This window comes from Isoptericola haloaureus, from assembly GCF_036689775.1.
In the GTDB taxonomy this organism is placed as follows: Bacteria; Actinomycetota; Actinomycetes; order Actinomycetales; family Cellulomonadaceae; genus Isoptericola; species Isoptericola haloaureus.
Genome location: NZ_JBAGLP010000118.1, coordinates 792,206 through 813,453 on the forward strand (window position 1 = coordinate 792,206; position 21,248 = coordinate 813,453).

Here is a 21,248-nt window from a genome sequence, read left to right on the forward strand (position 1 = left end):
CGGGTCGGTCGGGTCGGTCAGGCGAGCTCGCCGACGGCGGCGGTCGCGGCCTCCAGCACGGCCCCGTCGACCACGAGGTCGACGACGGCGTCGACCTCGGGCGTCAGGTACCGGTCGGGACCCGGGCCCTCGACCCGGGTGCGCAGCAGGTCGCGCACGGCACCGGTCCCGACGGCGGGCCCGTGGGCGGGTTCCGCGGCGGCGCGCAGGTCCAGGGCGCGGGCGCCGGTCAGCAGCTCGATGGCCAGCACGCGGGCCAGGCCGTCGACGGCGCGGCGCAGCTTGCGGGCACCGGCCCACCCCATCGAGACGTGGTCCTCCTGCATCGCCGAGGACGGGATCGAGTCCACGCTCGCCGGCGCCGCGAGACGCTTGAGCTCGGAGACGATCCCCGCGGCCGTGTACTGGGCGATCATCAGCCCCGAGTCCACCCCGGGATCGTCCGCCAGGAACGGCGGCAGGCCCTCGTTGCGCGCGACGTCGAGGAACCGGTCGGTGCGGCGCTCGCTGATGCTCGCGACGTCGGCCACGGCGATCGCGACGAAGTCCAGGGCGTAGGCCACCGGGGCGCCGTGGAAGTTGCCGTTGGACTCCACCCGGCCGTCCACCGTCACCACGGGGTTGTCGACGGCCGCGGCGAGCTCGCGGTCGGCGACGAGCCGCGCGTGGTCGAGGGTGTCGCGCGCCGCACCGTGCACCTGGGGTGCGCAGCGCAACGAGTAGGCGTCCTGGACACGGGTGCAGGACGGCGTCCCGTCGGGCTCGAGCTCGCGGTGGCTCGCCATGAGGGGCGATCCCGCCAGCAGCGCCCGCAGGTTCGCCGCCGACGCCGCCTGGCCCGGGTGGGGGCGCATCGCCACGAGGCCGGCCGCGTACGGGGCGTCGGAGCCGAGCAGCGCCTCGACGCTCTGCGCGGCCGCGACGTCGGCGGTGGCGAGCAGACCCTGCAGGTCGTCCAGGGCGAGGCAGAGCTGACCGAGCATCCCGTCGGTGCCGTTGATGAGGGCGAGCCCCTCCTTCTCCTGCAGGGCGAGCGGGGCGATCCCTGCCCCCGCCAGCGCCTCCCCGGCCGGGCGACGGGTGCCCGCCACGTCGCGGACCTCGCCCTCGCCCAGCGCGGCGAGCGCGACGTGGGCCAGCGGTGCGAGGTCGCCGGAGCAGCCGAGGGAGCCGTACTCGTGGACGACGGGGGTGAGCCCCGCGTTCAGCATCGCCGCGTAGGTCTCGGCGACCACGGGACGCACCCCGGTCCGGCCGGTGCACAGCGTGGCCAGGCGCAGCAGCTGCAGGGCGCGCACCACCTCGGTCTCCACCTCCGGTCCGGAGCCCGCGGCGTGGGAGCGCACCAGGGAGAGCTGGAGCTGGGCCCGCGACCCGGCGGGGATGTGCCGGCGGGCGAGGGCCCCGAATCCGGTGGACACGCCGTAGTGGGGGACGACGTCGTCCGCCAGCGCGTCGATCACGGACCGGGAGCGCGCCATCGCGTCCTGGGCCGGGGCTCCCACGGAGACCGGGGCGCCGTGGCGGGCGACGGCGACGACCTGGTCGATCCGCAGGGGGGACCCGTCCAGCAGGACCGGTGTGGTCGCCCGGCCGTCGGTGACGGGGGACGGCGGCGAGGGGTGCGTCGTGCTCATGTCCTCATCGCACACCAGCCGCCGGTCCCCGAGGTGCCGCGGGACCGCGATAGTGTCTGGGATACCAGACAGCGTGGATCGGTCCGGCACGGGAGGTGGTGCGGCGTGGCAGGCAGCAGCGACGTGCCCGCGGCGCGTGCGACGGCGCGCCTGCTCGCGCACCTGGCCGCCCAGCCCGGCCCGGTCCCCGCGTCGTCCGTGGCCGCGAGCCTCGACCTGCCCCGGTCGTCCGTCTACCACCTGCTGTCCGTCCTGGCCGACGAGGGGTTCGTGACCCACTACCCGGAGGAGCGCCGCTACGGCCTCGGGGTCGCCACCCTCGGGCTCGGCACCGCCTACACGCGTCAGGCACCCGTGACCCGGCTGGCCCGGCCCGTGGTCTCCCGGCTCGTGGAGTCCACGGGTGAGAACGGCCACCTCGCGCTCCTCAACGGACGCGAGGTGCTCTACCTCGTCGAGCAGCGGGCACCGGGCCGCCCGCCGCTCGTGTCCGACGTCGACGTCCGCCTGCCCGCCCACCTCACGGCGTCGGGGCGGTCCGTCCTCGCCCACCTGCCCGCGGCCCAGGTCCGGGCCGCCTACCCGACCGCCGGGGCGTTCAGCGACCGCACGGGCCGGGGGCCGCGCACGCTCAGCGAGCTGCGGACGGTGCTGCGCGAGGTCCGTCGGCGGGGGTACGCGGTCGAGGACGGCGAGGTGACCGACGGCTTCGCCTCGGTGGCGGACGTCGTCGTCGACCACCTCGACCGGCCGGTGGCCGGGCTCGCCCTGACGTTCCGCTCCGCCGACCGCGGCCCCGAGGACCGCGAGCGGCTGGCCCAGCAGGTGTCCCGGGCGGCCGCCGCGATCAGCGCACGGCTGGGCGCCCGGCAGCGGTGAGGATCAACCGCCGGCCAGGGGCAGCAGCGCGAGCGTCGCCCCCGCGGCCAGGAGCCCGGCCACGGGTGCCGTGAGCACCCAGTAGATCGCGATGGTGCGGACCACGCCCCAGCGCACCGCGGTCCACCGGCGGGTCGCGCCCGCGCCCATGATGGCCGAGGTGATGGTGTGCGTCGTCGACACCGGTGCGTGCAGCACGATGGCGTTGGCGTAGAGCACGACGGCCGAGACCGACTCCGCGACGAAGCCTCGCGCGGGGTCGAGCTCGATGATGCGGCGGCCCAGGGTGCGCATGATGCGCCACCCGCCCGCGTAGGTGCCGACCGCCATCGCGGTGGCCGCGGCGATCTTGACCCACAGGGGGATGCCCTCGCGCGCGGCGGTGGAGCCGACGGTGAGCAGGGCGAGCCAGATGACACCCATCGTCTTCTGCGCGGACTGCAGGCCGTGGCCGAGCGCCATCGCGGCGGCCGAGGCGGTCTGCGCCACCCGGAAGCGGCGGTTCACCCGTGCCGGGGCGACGTTCCGCAGCATCCACATCAGGGCGACCATGAGCACGTAGGCACCGACGAAGCCGATCAGCGGGGAGAAGAGCGTCGGCAGCACGACCTTGTCGACCACCTCGGCGCCGTACACCGTCATCCCGCCGGCGATGCCGGCTCCCAGCAGACCGCCGATGAGGGAGTGCGTCGACGACGTCGGCATCCCGTACCACCAGGCGAAGAGGTTCCAGGCGATCGCCCCGAGCAGTGCGCTGAGCACGACGACGAGGGACTGCACGGCGGTGCCGTCGTCGAGCTCGACGATCGAGGTGGCGATGGTCTCGGCCACCGACGTCCCCAGCAACGCGCCGACGAAGTTCATGCCCGCCGCCATGGTCACCGCGATGCGCGGGGTCAGCGCCCGCGTCGACACCGAGGTCGCGACGGCGTTCGCCGCGTCGAGGAACCCGTTGGTGTACGCGAACCCGAGCGCGACGGCGACGATGACGACGACGAGCGCCAGCTCCACCCTCAGGACTCCTTGACGCTGATGGACTCGACGAGGTGGGCCACGCGCTCGAAGGCGTCGGTGGCCTCCTCGAGGTTGTCGACGATCTCCTTGAGCTTGATGAGCAGGATCGGGTCGGTGACCTTGTCGAACAGATCGCCCAGCAGGGACCTGTGGAGCGTGTCGCCCTGGTTCTCCAGGCGGTTGATCTCGACGCAGTACTCGGGCAGCTGGTCGAGCTTGCGCAGCCGGGGCATCGCGTCGGCGGTCAGCTCGGCGCAGCGCTGCAGCACCTGCACCTGCTCCGAGACCGCCATCGGCAGCTCGGCGACCTTGTACAGCACGATGAGGTGGCCGGCCTCGTCCATGGCGTCCATGCAGTCGTCCAGTGCCGACGCCAGGTGGTAGAGGTCGTCCCGGTCGAAGGGGGTGACGAAGGTCTGGTTGAGCCGCCGCTTGATCGAGTGGGTGACGTCGTCGGCCTGGTGCTCGGCCTCGGCGAGCTCGGCCACGATGCGCTCGCGCTCCGGCCGCGACGCCCCCAGCAGCTCCGCCAGGAGGGACGCACCGGTGACGGTGTGCCGCGCCAGCGCAGCCAGCAGGTCGTAGTAGGTCGAGTCGCGCGGTGTGAGGCGCAGGCGCACAGGGACCCCCGGTCGGAGAAACGCTCGGTCAGTCACAGGGTAGGGCCCGCCCCGCGGCAGCGCGTGCTCCGGTCACGGAGTGGCACCGCTCCGTGACGGTGGGAAGAGTGCGACGCCGGACCGGGAGCGCCTCTCGGCGCGTGGCCGCTCGAAGCGGCTGAAGATGGAGCCCGGGGCTACCGCGGCCCGACGCCGCGCCACCATTCTAGGGGCGGGGACTCAGTCCAGCGAACCCGCACGCCACAGCACTGCGGCGTGTTCCAGCTCCTCCGCCGTGCGGGTCAGGTCGGCGGCCCCGCGGGTCATGCGGGTCGCGGACTCCGGGTCGGCGGCCTCCCGGGCGTCGGCGTCGTAGGCGGCACCGGTGGCGAGGATGCGGCCGAAGGCGGCGGCCCGCTCGAGCGCGACGGCGAGGTCGCCGGCGTAGACCCCGGAGAGCACGGTGTCGGCCAGCACCCGCAGGTCCTCCGGGGTCGGCGGCCGGGGCACCCCGGCGACGACCTCGTGGACGGGCGCGACGTCGACGCCGAGCCGGTAGCGCAGCCCGATCGTGCGGGGGTCGCGGCGGACCCACTCGCGCAGGGCGTACAGCCGCCACAGGGCTCCGGGCAGGGTCGCCGGGGCGGCGTCGGACCACAGCTCGGCCACGACGTCGAGCCCCTCGCGCTCGACCAGGCGGACGAGGCGCGCCACGACCTCCGGGTCCTCGGTGGCCCGGGCGGTGTGCACGACGGCGCGGGCGGTCGTGTGCGCGACCTCGTCGCGCAGCGCGGGGTCCAGCTCGCCGGGCAGGTTCTCGGCCTCGAGCGGGTCGAGCATGGCGGGACGGCGGAAGCGTGGGCGGTCACTCACCCCACCAGTCTGGCAGCCGCTCCGCCCACCATGCCGATCCGCCGTCACGCCCCTAGAGTCGCCCGAGGCGGCCGTTGCCGCACACACACGTCGAAGGGACCACGTATGTCGACCCCTGCCCGCCCGAGCGTGCGCAGCACGCACCGCAAGGCGATCGCGCTGTCGTTCGCCGCGGCCGTCGGCGGCTTCCTGTTCGGCTTCGACTCGTCGGTGATCAACGGTGCCGTCTCCGCGATCGAGGGCGAGTTCGCCCTCAGCTCGACGGTGACGGGGCTCGTGGTCGCGGTGGCGCTCCTGGGGTGCGCCCTCGGTGCCTGGGGTGCCGGCCGGCTCGCCGACCGCTGGGGACGCGTGCGCGTCATGCTGCTCGGCGCGGGGCTCTTCCTCGTCTCCGCGGTGCTCTCGGCCGCGGCCTTCTCGGCCCTGGACCTGTCGCTGTGGCGGTTCGTCGGGGGCATCGGCATCGGGATCGCCTCGGTGATCGCACCGGCCTACATCGCCGAGATCGCCCCGGCACGGATCCGCGGCAGCCTCGGGTCCCTGCAGCAGCTGGCGATCACGGTCGGCATCTTCGGAGCCCTGCTGAGCGACCAGATCCTGGCGGAGACCGCCGGCGGGGCCGCCGAGCAGCTCTGGTTCGGCTGGGAGGCCTGGCGCTGGATGTTCCTCGTCGAGGCGGTGCCGGCCGCGGTCTACGGGCTGCTCGCGCTGCGGATGCCGGAGTCGCCCCGCTTCCTGGTGGCCCGGGGCCGGCGCGACGACGCCCGGCAGGTGCTGGAGTCGGTGCTCGGTCCGGACGAGGGCGTCGACGAGCGGATCGGCGAGATCGAGCGGTCGATCGCGGTCGACGAGGAGAACGCCGAGCGCGGGTCGCTGCGCGGGTCGGGCTTCCTGGGGCTCAAGCCGATCGTGTGGGTCGGCATCCTGCTGGCCGTCTTCCAGCAGTTCGTCGGGATCAACGTGATCTTCTACTACTCGACGACGCTGTGGCAGGCCGTCGGGTTCGACGAGTCGCAGGCGTTCCTGGTCTCCACCATCACCTCGGTGACGAACATCGCGGTGACGTTCGTCGCGATCGCGCTGATCGACAAGGTGGGCCGCCGGCCCATGCTGCTGGTGGGCTCGGCGGGCATGGCCGTCTCCCTGCTGCTGATGGCGGCCGCCTTCACCCAGGGCACCGCCGTCGTCGACGAGGCCACGGGCGACTCGACGCTGTCGCTGACCGGCGCGTGGGCGACCGTGGCCCTGGTGGCGGCGAACGCGTTCGTCGTCTTCTTCGGCGCGACCTGGGGCCCGCTGATGTGGGTGATGCTGGGCGAGATGTTCCCGAACCGGATCCGCGCGGCGGCGCTCGGGGTCGGCGCGGCGGCCAACTGGATCGCCAACTTCGCCATCACCCTGACCTTCCCGCCGCTGCTGGCGACGTTCGGCCCGGCGATCCCCTACGGCATGTACGGGTTCTTCGCGGCGCTGTCGTTCGTCTTCATCTGGTTCAAGGTCTCCGAGACCAAGGGCAAGGAGCTGGAGGACATGAGCGAGGAGGTGCGCGCCCGGCGCCGCACCTGACCTGCGCACCGGCCGGCCACGGTCGGCCCGCACGACCGGTCCACGCACGACGGCGGCCCGTCTCCCCCGGGGGAGGCGGGCCGCCGTCGTGCGTCCGGGGCCCGCCACCAGGATGTTTGCATGCTGCAAGCATCTGTCTTATTGTTTCTCGGAGCAACGGAAGGAGTCGTCGTGCCCGACGAGGCCACCACCGCGCTGGTCACCGCGCTCGAGCAGCTCGGCCGCGCCCAGCGCGAGGCCGCCGCCCGCATCGCCCGCGAGCTGGGCCGACCGCGGGCCGCCCTCGGCGTCGTGCGCCTGCTGCGGGCCCGCGGCCCGGTCCAGCTCTGCGAGGTCGCCGAGGCCCTCCGCGTGGACTCCTCGGTCGCCAGCCGCCAGGTGGGCGCGCTCGTCGAGAACGGGTACGTCCGGCGCACGGTCGACGAGAGCGACCGGAGGGCCCGCACGCTCGAGCTCACCGAGGCCGGCCGGCGGCTGGCCGACGACAGCGACGAACAGTTCGAGGCGTTCGTCGGCGAGGCGTTCACCGACTGGACCCCGCACGACCTCTCCGTCGCCGTCGACCACATCCGCAGCGTCGCGGCCGCCATCAGCTCCGTCAGCCAGGAGGCACCCCTCAGATGACCGACACCACCGCCGGCCGCACCCCGGCCATGACCCGTCGCGAGACGCTGGAGGCCCTCTCGGGCATCCTGCTCGGGGTCTTCGTCTCCCTGCTCGCGACGACCATCGTCTCGACGGCCCTGCCGCGCATCGTCGCGGACCTCGACGGCTCCCAGCACGCCTACACCTGGGTCGTCACCGCGATGCTGCTGACGATGACGATCTCGACCCCGCTGTGGGGCAAGCTCGCCGACCTGACGAACCGCAAGACCCTCATCCAGATCGCCCTGGTGATCACGGTCGTGTCCGCCGCCTCGGCCGGGTTCGCGCAGAACATGGAGATGCTCATCACCTCGCGCGCCCTGCAGGGCATCGGCGCCGGCGGTCTGATGTCGCTGGCGACCGTCCTGATGTCGGACATCATCAGCCCCCGCGAACGCGGCAAGTACATGGGCCTGATGGGCGGCGTGATGGCCGTGGCCCAGATCGGCGGCCCGCTGCTCGGCGGCCTCATCACCGACTCCGTCGGCTGGCGCTACACGTTCTTCGTCGGCGTCCCGTTCGCCGTCGTCGCCCTGGTCGTGCTCCAGAAGACCCTGCACCTGCCGGCCCGCCCCCCGCGGGCGGTCCGCATCGACTACGTCGGAGCCGGCCTCATCGCCGTCGGCGTCGCCCTGCTGCTGCTGTGGGTCACCTTCGCCGGCGACCAGTTCGCCTGGGCGTCCTGGCAGACCGCCGCGATGGTCGGCGCCGCCGCCGTCGCCCTGCTCGGCGCCGTCCTCGCCGAGCGCCGCGCCCCGGAACCGATCATCCCGCTGCACCTGTTCCGCAACCGCACGTTCGTGCTCTCGATCGTCGCGTCGGCGGCCGTGGGCGTCGCGATGTTCGGCACCGCGGTGTTCCTCGCCCAGTACCTGCAGCTCGCCCGCGGCATGACGCCCACCCAGTCCGGCCTGCAGACCATCCCCATGGTCGTCGGCACCATGCTCGGCGGCATCGTGCTCGGCCGGATCATCTCGCGCACCGGCCGGTACAAGGCGATCATGATCGGCGGCGCCGTCGTCCTGACCGCTTCGCTGTTCGGGATGTCCACGATCGGGACCGGCACCAGCCTCGTCGTGCTCTCGGTCTTCCTGTTCGGCCTCGGCCTGTCGGTCGGTGCCCTCATGCAGAACCTCGTGCTCGCCACGCAGAACACGCTGGACCTGCGGGACATGGGTGCCGGGACCGCCACGGTGGCGTTCTTCCGGTCCCTCGGGGGCGCGATCGGGGTCTCGGCGCTCGGTGCCGTGCTGGCGAGCGACGTCCGGGACGAGCTGGCCCGGGGGCTGGCCGAGCTCGGCGTCCCCACCTCGGCGATCGGCGGATCCACCGGCGCGGTGCCGGACATGTCCGCGCTGCCGGGACCGGTGGCCGACGTCGTCGCCTCCGCCTACACCGAGGGGATCACCGGGATCTTCCTCGTGGCGGTCCCCCTGGCCGTCGTCGCCCTGGTGGCCATCTGCTTCATCGTCGAGATCCCGCTCGGCGAGCGGTCCGGCATCGAGCAGACGCGCGACCTCGCGGCCCAGCAGGATGCCGACGAGCCGGCCGAGCACGGCACCGACGTCACCGACCGCACCGACGGCCCGGCCACGGTCGCCGCGCCGTCGACCACTGCGGCGACCACGCCGGTGGCCGCCCGCGACTGACGGCGGCGCTCAGGCGCCGTCGAGCCAGGCGTCCGGCCCGGGCAGGAGCTCCTCGGCCTCCGCCCAGAAGTCGGCCGGCAGCGGCGTCCCGCAGGCCGCGAGCGTCGCGGCGACACGCTCGGGCCGCGAGACGCCCACGACGGTGGCGGCGATCCGGGGGTCGCGCAGCGAGAACTGCAGCGCCGCGACCGGCAGCGTCGTGCCGTGGCGGGCGCACAGCGCGCGCAGCGCGTCGACCGCGGCCAGGGTCTCCGGCGGTGCGGGACGGTACCCGTAGCGGGTCGCGCTGCGGCGCTCCGACGGCGTCTGCTGAGCCAGGATCCCGCCGCCGTAGACCGCGGCGTCGATCACGCCCGTCCCGCGCTCGGCGGCCGCGGCCACGAGACGGCCGGCCGACCGGTCCACCAGGGTCCAACGGTTGTGCACGAGCAGGACGTCGAACACCCCGAGGTCCAGGTAGCGCCGCATCACCGGCACGGGGCCGCCGGCGAGCCCGACGGCCCCGATCTCGCCCGCCTCGCGCAGCTCGACCAGCGTGTCGACCGCGCCGCCGGGCGCCGTGAGGTCCTCGAAGGCGAAGTTCTCCGGGTCGTGCAGGTGCACCAGCGGCAGGTGGTCGAGCCCGAGCCGCTCGCGGGACTCCTCGACCGAGCGACGCACCCGGTCCCCGGAGTAGTCCCCGTCGCGGGGGTCCACCTTCGTGGCCACCACGAGTCCGGGGGGCAGGGCGCCGTGGTCGGCGCGGTAGGCGGCGAGGCCGGCACCCATCCGGCGTTCGCTCTCGCCGTCGGAGTAGCCGTTCGCGGTGTCGAGCATGCGGATCGGGGAGTCCAGCACGGCGCGCACGGTGTCCGCCGCCTGGTCCGCGGCGACGTCGTAGCCGAAGACCACGGGCATCGACCCCAGCGGCGAACCGCCCGCGCAGACCGCGCTGACGGTCAGGTCCGTGCCGGGCAGCGGACGCATCCATCCGGGACCGCCCGGTGCCGGGACGTCGACGGGTGCGGGGACACGGTGCGCGGCACGGAGACTCATCGCTGACACCCTACGGCCAGAACTTCACCCGCTCCTGGGGGTCCGTAGTTCAAATCGTGACCTTCGGAACCTCCCGGAACCGTCGAGGGAGCGCCATGATGGGGCACATGCAGGACAGCGCCACGCCCACGACCCCGCCGGACCCGGAGACGGACCCGTTCGGAGCCCTGGAACGCGAGCTCCGGGTGCTGATCCGGCGTGCGCAGTCCACGGCCGCCCAGATGGCCCGGATCATCCACCCCGAGCTCGACGCCTCGGCGTACCCTCTGCTGGCGCACATCGCCCAGTACCCGAACAGCCGCGGGTCCGACCTCGCGGCGCACTTCGGCGTGGGGCGCGCGACCGTCTCGCGCCAGCTCAGCCGGATGGTCGAGCTCGGCCTCGTGCACCGCGAGACCGACCCGGAGGACACGCGCGGGCAGTGCATCACCCTCACGGACGACGGGGCCGCCCGGTTCGAGCACGCCCGCGACTCGCGGGTCGTCATGCTCGAGGCGGCGCTGACGGACTGGGAGAAGGACGACATCTCCCAGCTCGCCCGGCTGCTGCGCCGCTACTCGGCCGACGTCGTCAGCTGGCTGGAGTCGCGCCAGGAGCCGGTGCCGACGGACGCAGCATCCTCGCCCGCAGCGAGCTGACCGTCGACGCCGCCCCTCCCTGGGCGGCGAACCAGCCGCCAGGACCGCCGTCCCGCGCCGCCAGGGCGTCGAGCACCGTCGAGATCGCGTGCGCGGGAGCCGTGAGGAGCTCCGGCGGGAGCGCGGCGACGACGTGGCTCCGCCGGTCCGGCGCCCGGGAGGTGTGCCGGGCGCGGGCGAGGACCCGCGGCATGTTGGGCCCGGTGCGCACGTAGTCGGCCACGATCGCGGACCGCTCCACCCCGAGCAGGGCGAGCACCGCCGCGACGAACACCCCGGTGCGGTCCTTGCCGGCGGTGCAGTGCACCAGCACCGGCGCGTCGCTCGTGGCGAGGGCGGCCACGCCGGCCGCCAGGTGCCGGCCGCCCACGCCGTCGAGCATCTCGAGATAGAGGCGTCCGAGATCGAACGGACCGGGGTGCTCGGCGGGTGCGACGCGCGTCGCGCCGTCGAGCACCGGCAAGGAGAGCACGCCGGCGACGTCCGCCAGCGGGTGCGGTTCGCGCTGCTCGCCGGGGTCGCGCAGGTCGAGGACGGTGCGGGGCGGCCAGACCACGTCCGACGGCGGCACGTCGCCGGCGCGCGGGGCGTCGGCCCGCAGCAGCACGCCGGGGCGCACGGCGTCGGACGACGTCGCGACGTCGCGCAGGTTCACGAGGCGGTCCGGGACCGTCCCGGTCTCGGTGCTCATGGCTCGACGGTAGCGGCCCGCGCCGGGGGCCTCAGCCCTCGGCGGGCTCGAAGGTCAGGCTGACCGAGTTCATGCAGTACCGGTCGCCGGTCGGCGTCTGGGGCGCGTCGTCGAACACGTGGCCCAGGTGCGAGCCGCACCGGGAGCAGCGCACCTCGATGCGCACCATGCCGAGCGAACGGTCCTCGACGAGCTCGACCCGGTCGCCGGCCAGCGGGGTGTAGAAGGACGGCCACCCGCAGTGGGAGTCGAACTTGTGGTCGCTGCGGAAGAGCTCGCCCGCGCACCCTCGGCACCGGTACACGCCCTCGCGCTGCTCGTCCAGCAGCTCACCGCTCCACGGCCGCTCGGTCCCGGCCTGTCGCAGCACCGAGAACTCCTGCGGTGACAGCTCGGCACGCCACTGGTCGTCGTTCTTGGTCACGTCGTAGGTCATGTCCGCACCAACACCCGAGGTCCGGAGCGTGTTCCCGGCTCAGCGCCGCCGCTGGCCCTGTCGCTCCGCACCCTGGGCGCCCCGCTGCCGCCGGTTCTGCTGACCGCCCTGGCGCTGCGACGCGCCGCCGCCCTGGCCTCCGCCCTGGCTCGCGCCCTGACCGCCCCGTCCGCGGCGGCGGCGACGTCCCCCGCCCGAGCGTGCGGAGCCCGCGCCGCCCGTCGGCTGCGACCCGGCGCCCCGCTGCCCCGACTTCGGGGAGGACCCCTGCTGCTGAGGAGCCGGCGGGGCGACGTACGGGGCGACCTCGCCCACGAGCGCCGTCAGCGTGGCGTCCCCGGGCTCGGCCGGCTGGGGCCGCGCCGTGATCCGCGCCTTGCGGGTGAGGTCGCGCACGTCCCCCCGCTCCTCGGGGAGCATGAGCGTGACGACGTCGCCGCCCGACCCGGCGCGCGCCGTGCGGCCGGACCGGTGCAGGTACGCCTTGTGCTCGGCCGGGGGGTCGACGTGCACGACGAGCTCGATCTCGTCGACGTGGATCCCGCGAGCCGCGATGTCCGTGGCGACCATCACCTTGACGTCCCCGGTGGAGAACGCCGCGAGGTTCCGCTCCCGCGCCCCCTGGCCCAGGTTGCCGTGCAGGTCCACCGCGGGGACGCCCGCGGCCGTGAGCTGGCGCGCGAGCTTCTTCGCCTGGTGCTTGGTGCGCGTGAAGAGCACCCGGCGGCCCGTGCCGCCGGCGAGCTGGTGCACGACCTGCTTCTTGGACTCCTTGTCCGCCACGGCGAGGATGTGGTGCGTCATCTTCGGCGGCGGGGCCGCGGCCTCGTCGACCGAGTGCGTGACCGGGTTCTTCAGGTAGCGCTTGACCAGCACGTCCACGCCGTTGTCCAGCGTGGCGGAGAAGAGCAGGCGCTGGCCCGAGCGCGGGGTGCGGTCCATGATCCGCTTCACCCCGGGCAGGAACCCGAGGTCGGCCATGTGGTCGGCCTCGTCCAGCACGGTGATCGCGACGTCGTCCAGCGTCAGCGCCTTCTGGTTCAGCAGGTCCTCGAGGCGGCCCGGGCAGGCGATGACGACGTCGACGCCCTGGCCCAGCGCGGTGACCTGGCGGGACTGGGCCACGCCGCCGAAGATCGTGGTCGTGCGCAGCCCGAGCGCCTCGGCCAACGGCTTCATCGTGGCGTCGATCTGGTTCGCGAGCTCGCGGGTGGGGCACAGCACGAGCGCCGTGGGGCGGTTCACCACGCGGCGGGGCCGACCCGCGGCACGCTCGGCCGCGGCGCGGTGCGCGAGCCGGGTCACGACCGGCAGCGAGAACGCCAGGGTCTTGCCCGAGCCGGTCCGCCCGCGGCCGAGGACGTCCGCCCCGGCGAGGGTGTCCGGCAGCGAGGCCGCCTGGATGGGGAACGGGCTGGTGATGCCCGCGTCGGTCAGGTGCTGCACCACAGGCGTGGGCAGGCCGAAGTCGGCGAATGAAGTCAACGAGAAGCCTCTCCGGACGTCGACGACGTCCACGGTCGGGGTCCGCCGCACGCAATCCGGGGGGATCTCCACGACGCGGGGCGCGCGGTGGTCGCTGGCGCCCTCGGTAGACATTGTCGCACGCCTCCCCCCGGCGGCCCGGTCGGTCGGACCACCGGGCGTGGTGGAATGGCGGCCGTGGACGACTTCCTCACGACCGCCGGCGACGTGCTCGCGCAGATCTGGACCGCCGCCACGACCGCCGTGGCGCCCCCCGACCGCACGGTGGTGATCGCCGCGGGACTGGCCGCGCTCGCCGTCGTGCTGGTGTCCCCGGTGTGGCGCGTCGCACGCCACGTCATCACCATCGCGCACGAGGGCGCGCACGCCGTGGTGGCGATGGTCACCGGCCGACGGCTCGACGGCATCCGCCTGCACTCGGACACCTCGGGGCTGACGGTGACGGCGGGACGGCCCCGCGGTCTCGGCATGATCCTCACCGCGTTCGCCGGCTACGTCGGCCCGGGCCTCGTCGGACTCGGCGCGGCGTGGCTGCTGCGTGCCGGGTACGCCGTCGGCCTGCTGTGGCTGCTCGTCCTCCTGCTGGCCCTGCTGCTGCTGAAGATCCGCAACTGGTTCGGCCTGTGGTCGGTGCTCGTCAGCGGCGCGCTGCTCGTCGGCGTGTCCTGGTGGCTCGAGCCCGCCGTGCAGTCGGCCGTCGCGTACGCCGTGACCTGGTTCCTGCTGCTGGGCGCGGTGCGGCCGGTGGTCGAGCTGCAGTCGCAGCGGGCCCGAGGCCGGGCCAGGACGTCGGACGCGGATCAGCTCGGCCGGCTCACCGGCGTGCCCGGGATCGTGTGGGTCCTCGTCTTCGGCGCCGTCACCGTCGGCGCGCTGGTGCTCGGCGGGTCGTGGATCGTCGGCCCGGTCACGCCGTCCTGACCCGTCCGCTCAGAGCTTCGCGTAGCGCGCCCGGGCGAACGAGTAGACGCCGTAGGCCGCGATCCCGATCCCGATGACGATCAGCAGCACGGTCCCGAACGGCTGTTGCCGGATGGTCTGCAGCGCCTCGTCGAGCCCGCCGGCCTGGTCGGCGTCGTGGGTCACGGCCGCCGCGACGAAGAGGCCGCCGAGCACGCCGAGAGCGACGCCCTTGGCGACGTAGCCGATCTGGCCGAGGCGCACGACCGCGGCGCCGACCGCACCCCCACCCGTCCCGCGCAGGTCCTCGAGGAACTTCTTCCGCACGCCCTTGACCACGTGGTACACGCCCACGCCGACCACGACGAGGCCCGCGGCACCCACCAGCCAGACGCCGGCCGGCGCCTGCATCACCATCGCGGTGTAGCTCTCCTCCTGGTTCCCGCCGCCGGAGCCCGAGCCGGTCGCGTAGCGGGCCGCCGTGACGGCCAGCACCCCGTAGAGCACACCCTTGGCCGCCGCCTTGACCCGCGCGCCGACCTCCTTCGCGTCCGACACGCCGGGCACGCCGAGCAGCGCCTCGAGGAGCTGCCACAGGGCGAGCGCCGCGAACCCGACCGTCACCGCCCACAGCACGACGTCGCCGCCCGGAGCCTGCTGGACCTGACGCAGCGCGCCGGACTGGTTCGCCGACCCGGAGGACGACCCCAGCGCCAGCTGCACGGCCAGCCAGCCGAGGATCAGGTGCACCAGGCCCGAGGCGGCGAACCCCGCACGGGCGAGGAATCGGACGGCCGAGCTGTTGCGGGCCTGGCGAGCAGCGCCTTCGGCGCGATGGGACGTGGACGACACGTGGACACCTCCTGGCCGCCGCGACGTTCGCGGCGTGCCGCTCACCCTGACGCACAAGTGCGGTCCGCGCCACGGGAACGCTCGACGGCGGGCCACCCTCGCGGTGAGGGTGGCCCGCCGTCGAGCGGGAAAGGGCCGGTCAGCCCTGGGGAGTGAGCACGAACCCCGGGCCCTCGGTGGAAGGTTCGGCGTCGAGCTGCAGCGAGGCGAGCGCGGTCGCCGCGCTGGCGTCGACGTAGACGTTGGTCTGTCCGGATTCGTCGACCACCTGGTCCTCGGGCTGAGGCGCGGGGACGAGCGCGAGCTCGAAATTGCCGGGCTGCTCGGCGGACTGCGCGATGCGCAGACCACCCTCGGCAGGTACACCGGCCTGCTCGGCCAGCGAGTCGACGGCAGTGCGGGCGTTGTCCGTCACGGTGAGCACGTCAGGCTCCTCTCGTCGGGTACGCGACTCGTCCACCGAATCAGGACGATGGTCCGAACGCAACGGTTCGCCAGGATCGGGCCCGATCTTCCCGCCTCGTGAGACTCCAGGTGACAGCGCCGCGGGAGCGGCATAGGTTGCCCTCCGGGCCCAGATGTGACGCTGGTCGCACCGCGTCGCCGCGAGACGTGCCGCACCGGAGCACGCCAGTAGGCTGACCAGTGCCCTCGACCGACCGTCGACGGCGGGCCTCTAGCTCAATCGGCAGAGCAACGGACTTTTAATCCGTGGGTTCAGGGTTCGATCCCCTGGGGGCCCACCCGACGACCCGCCCGCACGGAGCAGTTCCGGCGACCGGGGCGCGTCCGCACGACAGAGGCTCTTCGGTGCCTCGGTTTTCATCCCCTGTTTCATCCCCTGCGCTCGTTGACGCCTCCTGCGCGGCGGCGAATGATCGAAACTGGCAACGCTGGTCTCTCAGGGAGGAGGGTCCGCACTGCCGCGACACCGTCCGCGTCGCGGGGTCATCCGATCACCGTTCGAAGCGCACGTCGGCCCCTACGCCTCGAACCCTGCCACGAGGCACGATCATGGAGCTGAGCAGACGAGATTTCCTGAGGATCACCGGCGCCGGCGCCGGTGCGGTCGCCCTGAGCAGCGTGCCGCTGCTCCCGACCGCGGCACCCTCCCGATTCGCGGCGTTCGCAGCGCCGCTGGCTGCCGGGCTGAGCGACCCGGCACTGCAACCGAAGTTCGTCGAGCTGGCGCCCAACGCCCTCGACCCGGGGTTCCTGTTCAAGGACCTCAACGAGTTCGGCGGGCCGGCCCACCGGCCCAACTTCTCCCTCAACGTGGCCGAGACGGTGCAGCAGACCGGTCTGGTCGACCTGAAGAACGGACGCCGGCTCCGCACGCCGGTCTGGGGGTACGGCGCGGACACGGTGTCGTGGCCCGGGCAGACCATCCAGGTGATGAACGCGTCCTCCGGCGGGACCGACGAGACCCTGGTGCGCTGGGAGAACCGGCTCGGCAACAAGCACCTGCTGCCGGTGGACGAGAACCTGCACTGGGCCTACTCGCTGCACGGCGCCGGCTCGGCGAACGGCGTCGACTACCGCCAGTACAGCATCCGGAGGAACGGCGTCCCGATCATCACCCACCTGCACGGGGGGAAGACGGACTTCCAGTTCGACGGGAACCCGGAGTTCTTCTACTCCCCGGACGGCGAGGTCAAGGGGCCGCAGTGGGACTTCACGCCGGACGGGTTCACCACCACCTTCCGCTACGACAACGACGTCCCGGCCGGGAACCTCTGGTACCACGACCACACGCTGGGCCTGACGCGGCTCAACGTGTACGCGGGCCTGGCGGGCTTCTACTTCGTGCGTGACGACGTCGACACGGGTATCGCAGGCAACGCCGCGGGCCTGCCCGCCTTCCCCTACGAGCTCGCCTACGCCATCCAGGACCGGATGTTCTCCGACCGCGGAGCGCTGTTCTACCCGGCCTTCCCCGGCGATCCTTTCTACGACGACTTCATCACGTCCGGGGGCGCCGTCCTGCCTCCCGACCTGTTCCCGGGGGGCGGTCCCACCGCGCTCGCCGAGTTCTTCGGGGACCACATGGTCGTCAACGGCACGATCTGGCCCAAGGCGGACGTCGAGCCCCGGAACTACCGGATGCACCTGCTCAACGGGTGCGACTCGCGCTTCCTGGTCACCCAGTTCGTCGCCGTCGACCCCGGGGTCACCGACCCGACCGACCCCAGCGCGGGCACGCCCCTGCCGTTCTGGGTCATCGGCTCCGACCAGGGGCTGGGTACGCCGGCGCAGACCGACACCCTGGTCATCGAACCGGGCGGCCGCTACGACGTCGTCGTCGACTTCTCCCAGGTGCCGGCGAACAGCCGGGTCATCATGAAGAACCTGGGTGGGGACGCACCCTTCGGTGGCGCGTTCGGCGGCGGTCTCGACCCGGACGACCTCTTCCCGGACCGGCAGACCGACCGGATCATGGCCTTCGACGTCGTGGTGCCCCTGTCCGGCGTGCCCGACACCTTCGACGCGAACAACCTGCCCGGCTACCAGGGCCCGACGGACGAGGCCACCACACGACGGGTCGCCCTGTTCGAGGGGACCGACGAGTTCGGCCGCCTCCAGCCGTTGCTGGGGACCGTGGCCGACGACGTCAGCGGGACGAACGTCGCGACGGCCTCCACCTGGTTCCAGCCGCCGACGGAGACCCCGTCCGCGGGCGCTACGGAGATCTGGGAGGTGTACAACTTCACGGCCGACGCCCACCCGATCCACCTGCACCTGGTCAACTTCGAGATCCTCGACCGGCAGGACTTCGAGTACGACGTCACCGGGAACCAGACGACGACCCAGCACAACGGAACCACGGGGCTGGCGCCGGAGATCTCGAACATCCGCAACCTCGCGCCGACGGCGGTGGGGAGCGAGTACTTCGAGGACGCCCCGAAGGACATGGTCACCGCGCTGCCCGGGGACCCGGACGGGGCTCCGCCGACGGGGCAGATGGTGCGTCTCAAGGCCGACTTCACCAAGTCCGGCCGGTACGTGTGGCACTGCCACATCCTGTCCCACGAGGACCACGAGATGATGCGGGTCCTGCAGGTGGGCTGACCGGACGGTGCCGGGGCGCCGGCCACCTCACCCCTGGAGGGGTGGCGAGCGCCCCGGCACCGCCGCAGGGTGAGCGGGGAGGTCGCGGACCGCCGGCGACGGGGCCTCAGGTGGCGCGGAAGAACGCGTCGGCCCGGGCGTTCCACAGCATCGAGATCACCAGGATCGCGAACAACCCCGAGACCAGCGCCGACCACGAGCCGGCGATGCCCCACCACGAGATGACCGTCCAGAGCGTGAGCGCCGCACGGACCGCCATGAGCACGGTGACGAGGAAGCGGGAGAACCGGTTGCCGTTGCTCAGACCGATAGCGACCAACGCAGTGATGACGCCGAAGACGATCTCCGTCCACGAGTAGACGGCGGCGTTGCTCGCGCTGATGCCGGCCTCTGCCAGGACCTCGTCCGAGGCGAGGAGCATGATGACGCCGGCGAGGACGGAGAAGAGGGCGACGATCCACGTCAGGACGACGACGACGGTGACGCTGCCCGGTCGGACGGCGGGACGGACACTTGCCATGCGTACCCACTCCTGGGGGACTCGGAGCGAGCACCCAGTGTGCCCGCCTTCGTTGCCACGCTAGGCGGCGGACCACGGGAACGCCTGTCAGGCGACGCCTTTCACCCCTCGCTGTCGATCGCTCCCCACACCCGGGAGTCCCTGGCCCCGTCGTCCGTCGCGCGTCAGGATGGGCCGGGTGACCACACTCCTGCCCGACCGTCCGGACCCCGACCGTCCCGTCGTCGTCGCGCACCGCGGCTGCTCGGCGGTGGCACCCCAGAACACGTTCGCCGCGTTCGAGGCGGCGTGGCGCTCCGGCGCTCCCGCGCTCGAGCTCGACGTGCGCCTCACCGCCGACGGTGTGCCCGTCGTCATCCACGACCCGGTCGTGGACCAGGTGACCGACGGCACGGGTGCCGTCGCCGAGCTCGACGCGGACGCCGTCGGGCGGCTCGACGCGGGGGCACGCTTCTCCCCCGCCTTCGCCGGCCAGCGCATCCCTCGCTTCGACGCCGTGCTGGCGTTCCTCGCCGCCCGCCCGGGGATGGACCTGCTCTGCGAGTACAAGGGCGTCTGGACCGCCGACCAGGTCGCGCCGACCACCGCGGCGATCGACGCCGCCGGGCTGGCAGGTCGCTGCATCGTCCAGGGCTTCCGCCGGGAGACGGTCGCGGCGCTGCGGGGGGCGGCACCGCACCTGCCGCGCGGGCTGCTGTGCGAGGAGGTCCCGCCCGACCTGCTGGACGCCGCCGCCGACCTCGACGTCGTGACCGTCAACCCGGCGGTGGCCTCGGTCCTGGCCGACCCCGCGATCGTCCGACGCGCCCACTCCGCGGGCCGCCGGGTCATGCCGTGGACGGCGAACGCGCCCGCGGAGTGGGACCTCCTGCTCCGGGCCGAGGTCGACGGGATCGTCACCGACCGCCCGGGTGAGCTGCGAGGGTGGCTCGCCGGACGGGCCACCCGCCGCGCGGCGGAGGCCGGGAGCGGTTAGCCCCCGTCCCCGCCGTCGACGGGCCCGCCCTCCCCGGAGTCCCGGGAGAGGCCGGTCCGGCGCATCCGGCGGTGCGGGTCGTCGTCCTCCGGGTGCTCGGGATCCTGCCCGGCGTGCCGCTCCCGGGCCCGGTCGTCCAGCGGTGCGTCCGGGTCGTCCGGGGTCGCGGCGCCGGGCTCGTCGATCGGGATCTCACCGGTCAGACGCCGCTCCGCGTTCTCCTCGCGCTCCTCGATGACGTCCTGACCGGGACCGTTGAACGTCCGCGACCGCTCCTCGGCCGACTCGCTGCCGCTGTACAGGCCGGGACGGTCGACGCTCTCGAGGACGACGGTCTGCTCGGCGTGCTCCGGGACCGGCGCGGCGGGCACGGTGCCGCTGTCACCGTGGTGCCGCCGGATCCGTCGCAGCAACCCGCGGTCACGGACGGAGGACCGACGCGGCCCGGCGGCCGCGGACCGTCCCTCGACGACGATGACGCCCTCGTCCTGAGCCGCGGGCTCGTCGGTGCTGGACTGCTCGGCGTCGGCGTCGGCGTCGGTCCGCGGCGCGGGCTCCGGCTCGTCCGTGGTCGCCCTGTCAGGCTCCGCCGCGTCGGCCGGCGGCAGCACGCTGTCGGCCTCCTCGAACCGCGAGCGCGGGATGGCGTAGGGGGCCTCCCGCTGCAGCCAGGCCACCAGTCCCTCCCGGACCGTGCACCGCAGGTCCCACAGGGTCGGCGAGTCCTGCGCGCTGACCAGTGCGCGGACCCGGACGTACCCCTCGGTGGCCGACGTGACCTCGAGGATCCCGAGCCGTCGGTCCCACAGCGACGACGCGTGCAGGATCCGGTCGAGCTCGGCACGCATCGCCGGCAGCGGGGCGCGGAAGTCGACGTCCAGCTCGACGGTGCCGAGCAGGTCGGCCGCGCGGCGGGTCCAGTTCTCGAACGGCGTGGTCGTGAAGTAGGTGCTGGGCAGGATGATCCGCCGGTCGTCCCAGACGTGGACGACGACGTAGGTCAGGGTGATCTCCTCGATCCGGCCGAACTCCCCCTCCAGGACCACGACGTCGTCGACGCGGATCGCGTCGGTGAAGGCGATCTGCATGCCGGCGAAGGTGTTGGCGAGGCTCGACTGCGCGGCGAGACCGGCGACCAGGGAGAGCAGGCCGGCCGAGGCCAGGATGGAGGCACCGGCCGCACGCATCTGCGGGAAGGTGAGCAGGACGGCGGCGATCGCCAGGACGACGACGACCGCGACCGTGAACCGTCGGATGACGGAGATCTGGGTCTCCACCCGGCGCTTGTGCCGGTCGTCGTGGCTGCCGGCGATCCGGGCGAGGGTGCGGTCCTCGACGACGAACGCCATCGCCCCCAGGAGCCACGACCCGGCGAGGATGGTGGCGATGAGCAGCGAGTGCTGGACGAACCCGTACCAGGCCTGGTCCTGGTGCGCGGACAGCGTGACCGCGACCCAGACGGCGATCGTCATCAGCAGCGCGCGCAGCGGCTTGCGGAGCCGGGTCGCCATGTCCCGCAGGAGCGGGCGGCGTCGGGCGAGGCGCCGGATGAGCGCGGACACCACGGTCACCAGGACGTAGGCCACCACGATGGCGGCCCCGGCCCAGATCAGCGTCACGGTCAGGGAGACGGTCGCCTCGACCGTGTCGTCCACCGTCTGTTCGTCGATACCGCCGCCGTCAACGTCCCAGAGCATGCGTCACAGCCTAGAGACGTGGACCGGATCGTGCGCCCGCTCCGCTCCGGAGGCTGCCGGCGCCCGCTCGGGCCCGGCTCAGGACCT

At 73.4% G+C, this 21,248-nt stretch carries 20 protein-coding genes and 1 tRNA gene; 9 read left to right on the forward strand and 12 right to left on the reverse strand.

Features of this window, described 5'->3' with window-relative positions; all coding sequences use genetic code 11:
* Positions 1 to 17: 17 nt before the first annotated feature.
* The gene (gene hutH / locus V5O49_RS13755; protein ID WP_332902698.1) at positions 18 to 1,637 is read right to left on the reverse strand and encodes a histidine ammonia-lyase; all 1,620 of its coding nucleotides are present in this window, start codon (positions 1,635 to 1,637) and stop codon (positions 18 to 20) included.
* Between the two features lie 105 nt (positions 1,638 to 1,742).
* On the opposite strand from hutH, the gene V5O49_RS13760 reads away from it, so the two are divergent.
* Entirely contained in the window at positions 1,743 to 2,516 is a 774-nt protein-coding gene (locus tag V5O49_RS13760) for an IclR family transcriptional regulator (RefSeq protein ID WP_332902699.1), read from the forward strand.
* A gap of 3 nt (positions 2,517 to 2,519) precedes the next feature.
* On the opposite strand, the gene V5O49_RS13765 is transcribed toward V5O49_RS13760, so the two are convergent.
* The 3 genes from V5O49_RS13765 to V5O49_RS13775 all read right to left on the reverse strand — a co-directional run bounded on the left by V5O49_RS13765 (position 2,520) and on the right by V5O49_RS13775 (position 4,969).
* Entirely contained in the window at positions 2,520 to 3,527 is a 1,008-nt protein-coding gene (locus tag V5O49_RS13765; RefSeq protein ID WP_278236295.1) for an inorganic phosphate transporter, read from the reverse strand.
* 2 nt (positions 3,528 to 3,529) lie between these two features.
* Complete coding sequence (locus V5O49_RS13770; protein WP_332902700.1) at positions 3,530 to 4,150, reverse strand: DUF47 domain-containing protein; 621 nt, start codon at positions 4,148 to 4,150, stop codon at positions 3,530 to 3,532.
* Between the two features lie 219 nt (positions 4,151 to 4,369).
* Positions 4,370 to 4,969 (reverse strand): hypothetical protein, encoded by a 600-nt coding sequence (locus V5O49_RS13775; protein WP_332902960.1) that lies wholly within the window; start codon positions 4,967 to 4,969, stop codon positions 4,370 to 4,372.
* A 138-nt stretch (positions 4,970 to 5,107) separates the two neighbouring features.
* On the opposite strand from V5O49_RS13775, the gene V5O49_RS13780 reads away from it, so the two are divergent.
* The 3 genes from V5O49_RS13780 to V5O49_RS13790 all read left to right on the forward strand — a co-directional run bounded on the left by V5O49_RS13780 (position 5,108) and on the right by V5O49_RS13790 (position 8,862).
* The gene (locus V5O49_RS13780) at positions 5,108 to 6,568 is read left to right on the forward strand and encodes a sugar porter family MFS transporter (RefSeq protein ID WP_278236293.1); all 1,461 of its coding nucleotides are present in this window, start codon (positions 5,108 to 5,110) and stop codon (positions 6,566 to 6,568) included.
* 171 nt (positions 6,569 to 6,739) lie between these two features.
* A complete protein-coding gene (locus tag V5O49_RS13785) occupies positions 6,740 to 7,192 on the forward strand; it encodes a MarR family winged helix-turn-helix transcriptional regulator (RefSeq protein WP_332902701.1) in 453 nt (150 codons plus the stop codon).
* On the forward strand, positions 7,189 to 8,862 hold the full coding sequence (locus V5O49_RS13790; protein ID WP_332902702.1) for an MDR family MFS transporter: 1,674 nt from the start codon (positions 7,189 to 7,191) through the stop codon (positions 8,860 to 8,862). The genes V5O49_RS13785 and V5O49_RS13790 overlap by 4 nt, the downstream gene beginning before the upstream one ends.
* Positions 8,863 to 8,871: 9 nt before the next feature.
* Here V5O49_RS13790 and V5O49_RS13795 read toward each other — a convergent pair whose 3' ends face one another.
* On the reverse strand, positions 8,872 to 9,897 hold the full coding sequence (locus V5O49_RS13795; protein ID WP_332902703.1) for an aldo/keto reductase: 1,026 nt from the start codon (positions 9,895 to 9,897) through the stop codon (positions 8,872 to 8,874).
* Positions 9,898 to 10,004: 107 nt separating this feature from the next.
* Here V5O49_RS13795 and V5O49_RS13800 point away from each other — a divergent pair, with 107 nt between their 5' ends.
* On the forward strand, positions 10,005 to 10,535 hold the full coding sequence (locus V5O49_RS13800) for a MarR family winged helix-turn-helix transcriptional regulator (RefSeq protein WP_332902704.1): 531 nt from the start codon (positions 10,005 to 10,007) through the stop codon (positions 10,533 to 10,535).
* Here V5O49_RS13800 and V5O49_RS13805 read toward each other — a convergent pair.
* The 3 genes from V5O49_RS13805 to V5O49_RS13815 are packed head-to-tail and all read right to left on the reverse strand — an operon-like array spanning position 10,468 to position 13,147.
* The gene (locus tag V5O49_RS13805; protein ID WP_332902705.1) at positions 10,468 to 11,226 is read right to left on the reverse strand and encodes a tyrosine-protein phosphatase; all 759 of its coding nucleotides are present in this window, start codon (positions 11,224 to 11,226) and stop codon (positions 10,468 to 10,470) included. The two genes, V5O49_RS13800 and V5O49_RS13805, sit on opposite strands and share 68 nt — an antisense overlap.
* A gap of 31 nt (positions 11,227 to 11,257) precedes the next feature.
* Positions 11,258 to 11,662, reverse strand: a complete 405-nt coding sequence (gene msrB / locus V5O49_RS13810; protein WP_332902706.1) for a peptide-methionine (R)-S-oxide reductase MsrB — start codon at positions 11,660 to 11,662, stop codon at positions 11,258 to 11,260.
* Positions 11,663 to 11,701: 39 nt separating this feature from the next.
* Positions 11,702 to 13,147 carry a DEAD/DEAH box helicase gene (locus tag V5O49_RS13815; protein ID WP_332902961.1) on the reverse strand — a complete coding sequence of 482 codons (1,446 nt, stop codon included), beginning with the start codon at positions 13,145 to 13,147 and terminating at the stop codon, positions 11,702 to 11,704.
* 168 nt (positions 13,148 to 13,315) lie between these two features.
* Here V5O49_RS13815 and V5O49_RS13820 point away from each other — a divergent pair, with 168 nt between their 5' ends.
* Positions 13,316 to 14,068 (forward strand): M50 family metallopeptidase, encoded by a 753-nt coding sequence (locus V5O49_RS13820; RefSeq protein WP_278236286.1) that lies wholly within the window; start codon positions 13,316 to 13,318, stop codon positions 14,066 to 14,068.
* A 9-nt stretch (positions 14,069 to 14,077) separates the two neighbouring features.
* Here V5O49_RS13820 and V5O49_RS13825 read toward each other — a convergent pair whose 3' ends face one another.
* Positions 14,078 to 14,899 carry a DUF1206 domain-containing protein gene (locus V5O49_RS13825; RefSeq protein ID WP_332902707.1) on the reverse strand — a complete coding sequence of 274 codons (822 nt, stop codon included), beginning with the start codon at positions 14,897 to 14,899 and terminating at the stop codon, positions 14,078 to 14,080.
* 139 nt (positions 14,900 to 15,038) lie between these two features.
* Complete coding sequence (locus V5O49_RS13830; RefSeq protein WP_278236284.1) at positions 15,039 to 15,323, reverse strand: Fe-S cluster assembly protein HesB; 285 nt, start codon at positions 15,321 to 15,323, stop codon at positions 15,039 to 15,041.
* Positions 15,324 to 15,569: 246 nt separating this feature from the next.
* On the opposite strand from V5O49_RS13830, the gene V5O49_RS13835 reads away from it, so the two are divergent.
* Together V5O49_RS13835 and V5O49_RS13840 are read left to right on the forward strand one after the other, a co-directional pair.
* A tRNA-Lys gene (locus tag V5O49_RS13835) sits at positions 15,570 to 15,642 on the forward strand.
* Positions 15,643 to 15,913: 271 nt separating this feature from the next.
* On the forward strand, positions 15,914 to 17,968 hold the full coding sequence (locus V5O49_RS13840; protein ID WP_332902708.1) for a multicopper oxidase domain-containing protein: 2,055 nt from the start codon (positions 15,914 to 15,916) through the stop codon (positions 17,966 to 17,968).
* 106 nt (positions 17,969 to 18,074) lie between these two features.
* On the opposite strand, the gene V5O49_RS13845 is transcribed toward V5O49_RS13840, so the two are convergent.
* Positions 18,075 to 18,488, reverse strand: a complete 414-nt coding sequence (locus V5O49_RS13845) for a hypothetical protein (protein WP_332902709.1) — start codon at positions 18,486 to 18,488, stop codon at positions 18,075 to 18,077.
* Between the two features lie 178 nt (positions 18,489 to 18,666).
* Here V5O49_RS13845 and V5O49_RS13850 point away from each other — a divergent pair, with 178 nt between their 5' ends.
* Positions 18,667 to 19,464 carry a glycerophosphodiester phosphodiesterase gene (locus V5O49_RS13850; RefSeq protein WP_332902710.1) on the forward strand — a complete coding sequence of 266 codons (798 nt, stop codon included), beginning with the start codon at positions 18,667 to 18,669 and terminating at the stop codon, positions 19,462 to 19,464.
* On the opposite strand, the gene V5O49_RS13855 is transcribed toward V5O49_RS13850, so the two are convergent.
* The gene (locus V5O49_RS13855; protein ID WP_332902711.1) at positions 19,461 to 21,161 is read right to left on the reverse strand and encodes a mechanosensitive ion channel domain-containing protein; all 1,701 of its coding nucleotides are present in this window, start codon (positions 21,159 to 21,161) and stop codon (positions 19,461 to 19,463) included. The two genes, V5O49_RS13850 and V5O49_RS13855, sit on opposite strands and share 4 nt — an antisense overlap.
* Positions 21,162 to 21,248: the final 87 nt, after the last annotated feature.

What these genes read in the sequence shown, in the direction of transcription:
- V5O49_RS13780 (WP_278236293.1), top strand. Translation starts at nt 5,108, where the DNA reads ATGTCGACCCCTGCCCGCCCGAGCGTGCGCAGCACGCACCGCAAGGCG.
- V5O49_RS13845 (WP_332902709.1), bottom strand. Translation starts at nt 18,488, where the DNA reads ATGGCAAGTGTCCGTCCCGCCGTCCGACCGGGCAGCGTCACCGTCGTC.
- V5O49_RS13800 (WP_332902704.1), top strand. Translation starts at nt 10,005, where the DNA reads ATGCAGGACAGCGCCACGCCCACGACCCCGCCGGACCCGGAGACGGAC.
- V5O49_RS13840 (WP_332902708.1), top strand. Translation starts at nt 15,914, where the DNA reads ATGGAGCTGAGCAGACGAGATTTCCTGAGGATCACCGGCGCCGGCGCC.
- msrB (WP_332902706.1), bottom strand. Translation starts at nt 11,662, where the DNA reads ATGACCTACGACGTGACCAAGAACGACGACCAGTGGCGTGCCGAGCTG.
- V5O49_RS13775 (WP_332902960.1), bottom strand. Translation starts at nt 4,969, where the DNA reads ATGCTCGACCCGCTCGAGGCCGAGAACCTGCCCGGCGAGCTGGACCCC.
- V5O49_RS13790 (WP_332902702.1), top strand. Translation starts at nt 7,189, where the DNA reads ATGACCGACACCACCGCCGGCCGCACCCCGGCCATGACCCGTCGCGAG.
- V5O49_RS13795 (WP_332902703.1), bottom strand. Translation starts at nt 9,897, where the DNA reads ATGAGTCTCCGTGCCGCGCACCGTGTCCCCGCACCCGTCGACGTCCCG.
- hutH (WP_332902698.1), bottom strand. Translation starts at nt 1,637, where the DNA reads ATGAGCACGACGCACCCCTCGCCGCCGTCCCCCGTCACCGACGGCCGG.
- V5O49_RS13855 (WP_332902711.1), bottom strand. Translation starts at nt 21,161, where the DNA reads ATGCTCTGGGACGTTGACGGCGGCGGTATCGACGAACAGACGGTGGAC.
- V5O49_RS13805 (WP_332902705.1), bottom strand. Translation starts at nt 11,226, where the DNA reads ATGAGCACCGAGACCGGGACGGTCCCGGACCGCCTCGTGAACCTGCGC.
- V5O49_RS13820 (WP_278236286.1), top strand. Translation starts at nt 13,316, where the DNA reads ATGGCGGCCGTGGACGACTTCCTCACGACCGCCGGCGACGTGCTCGCG.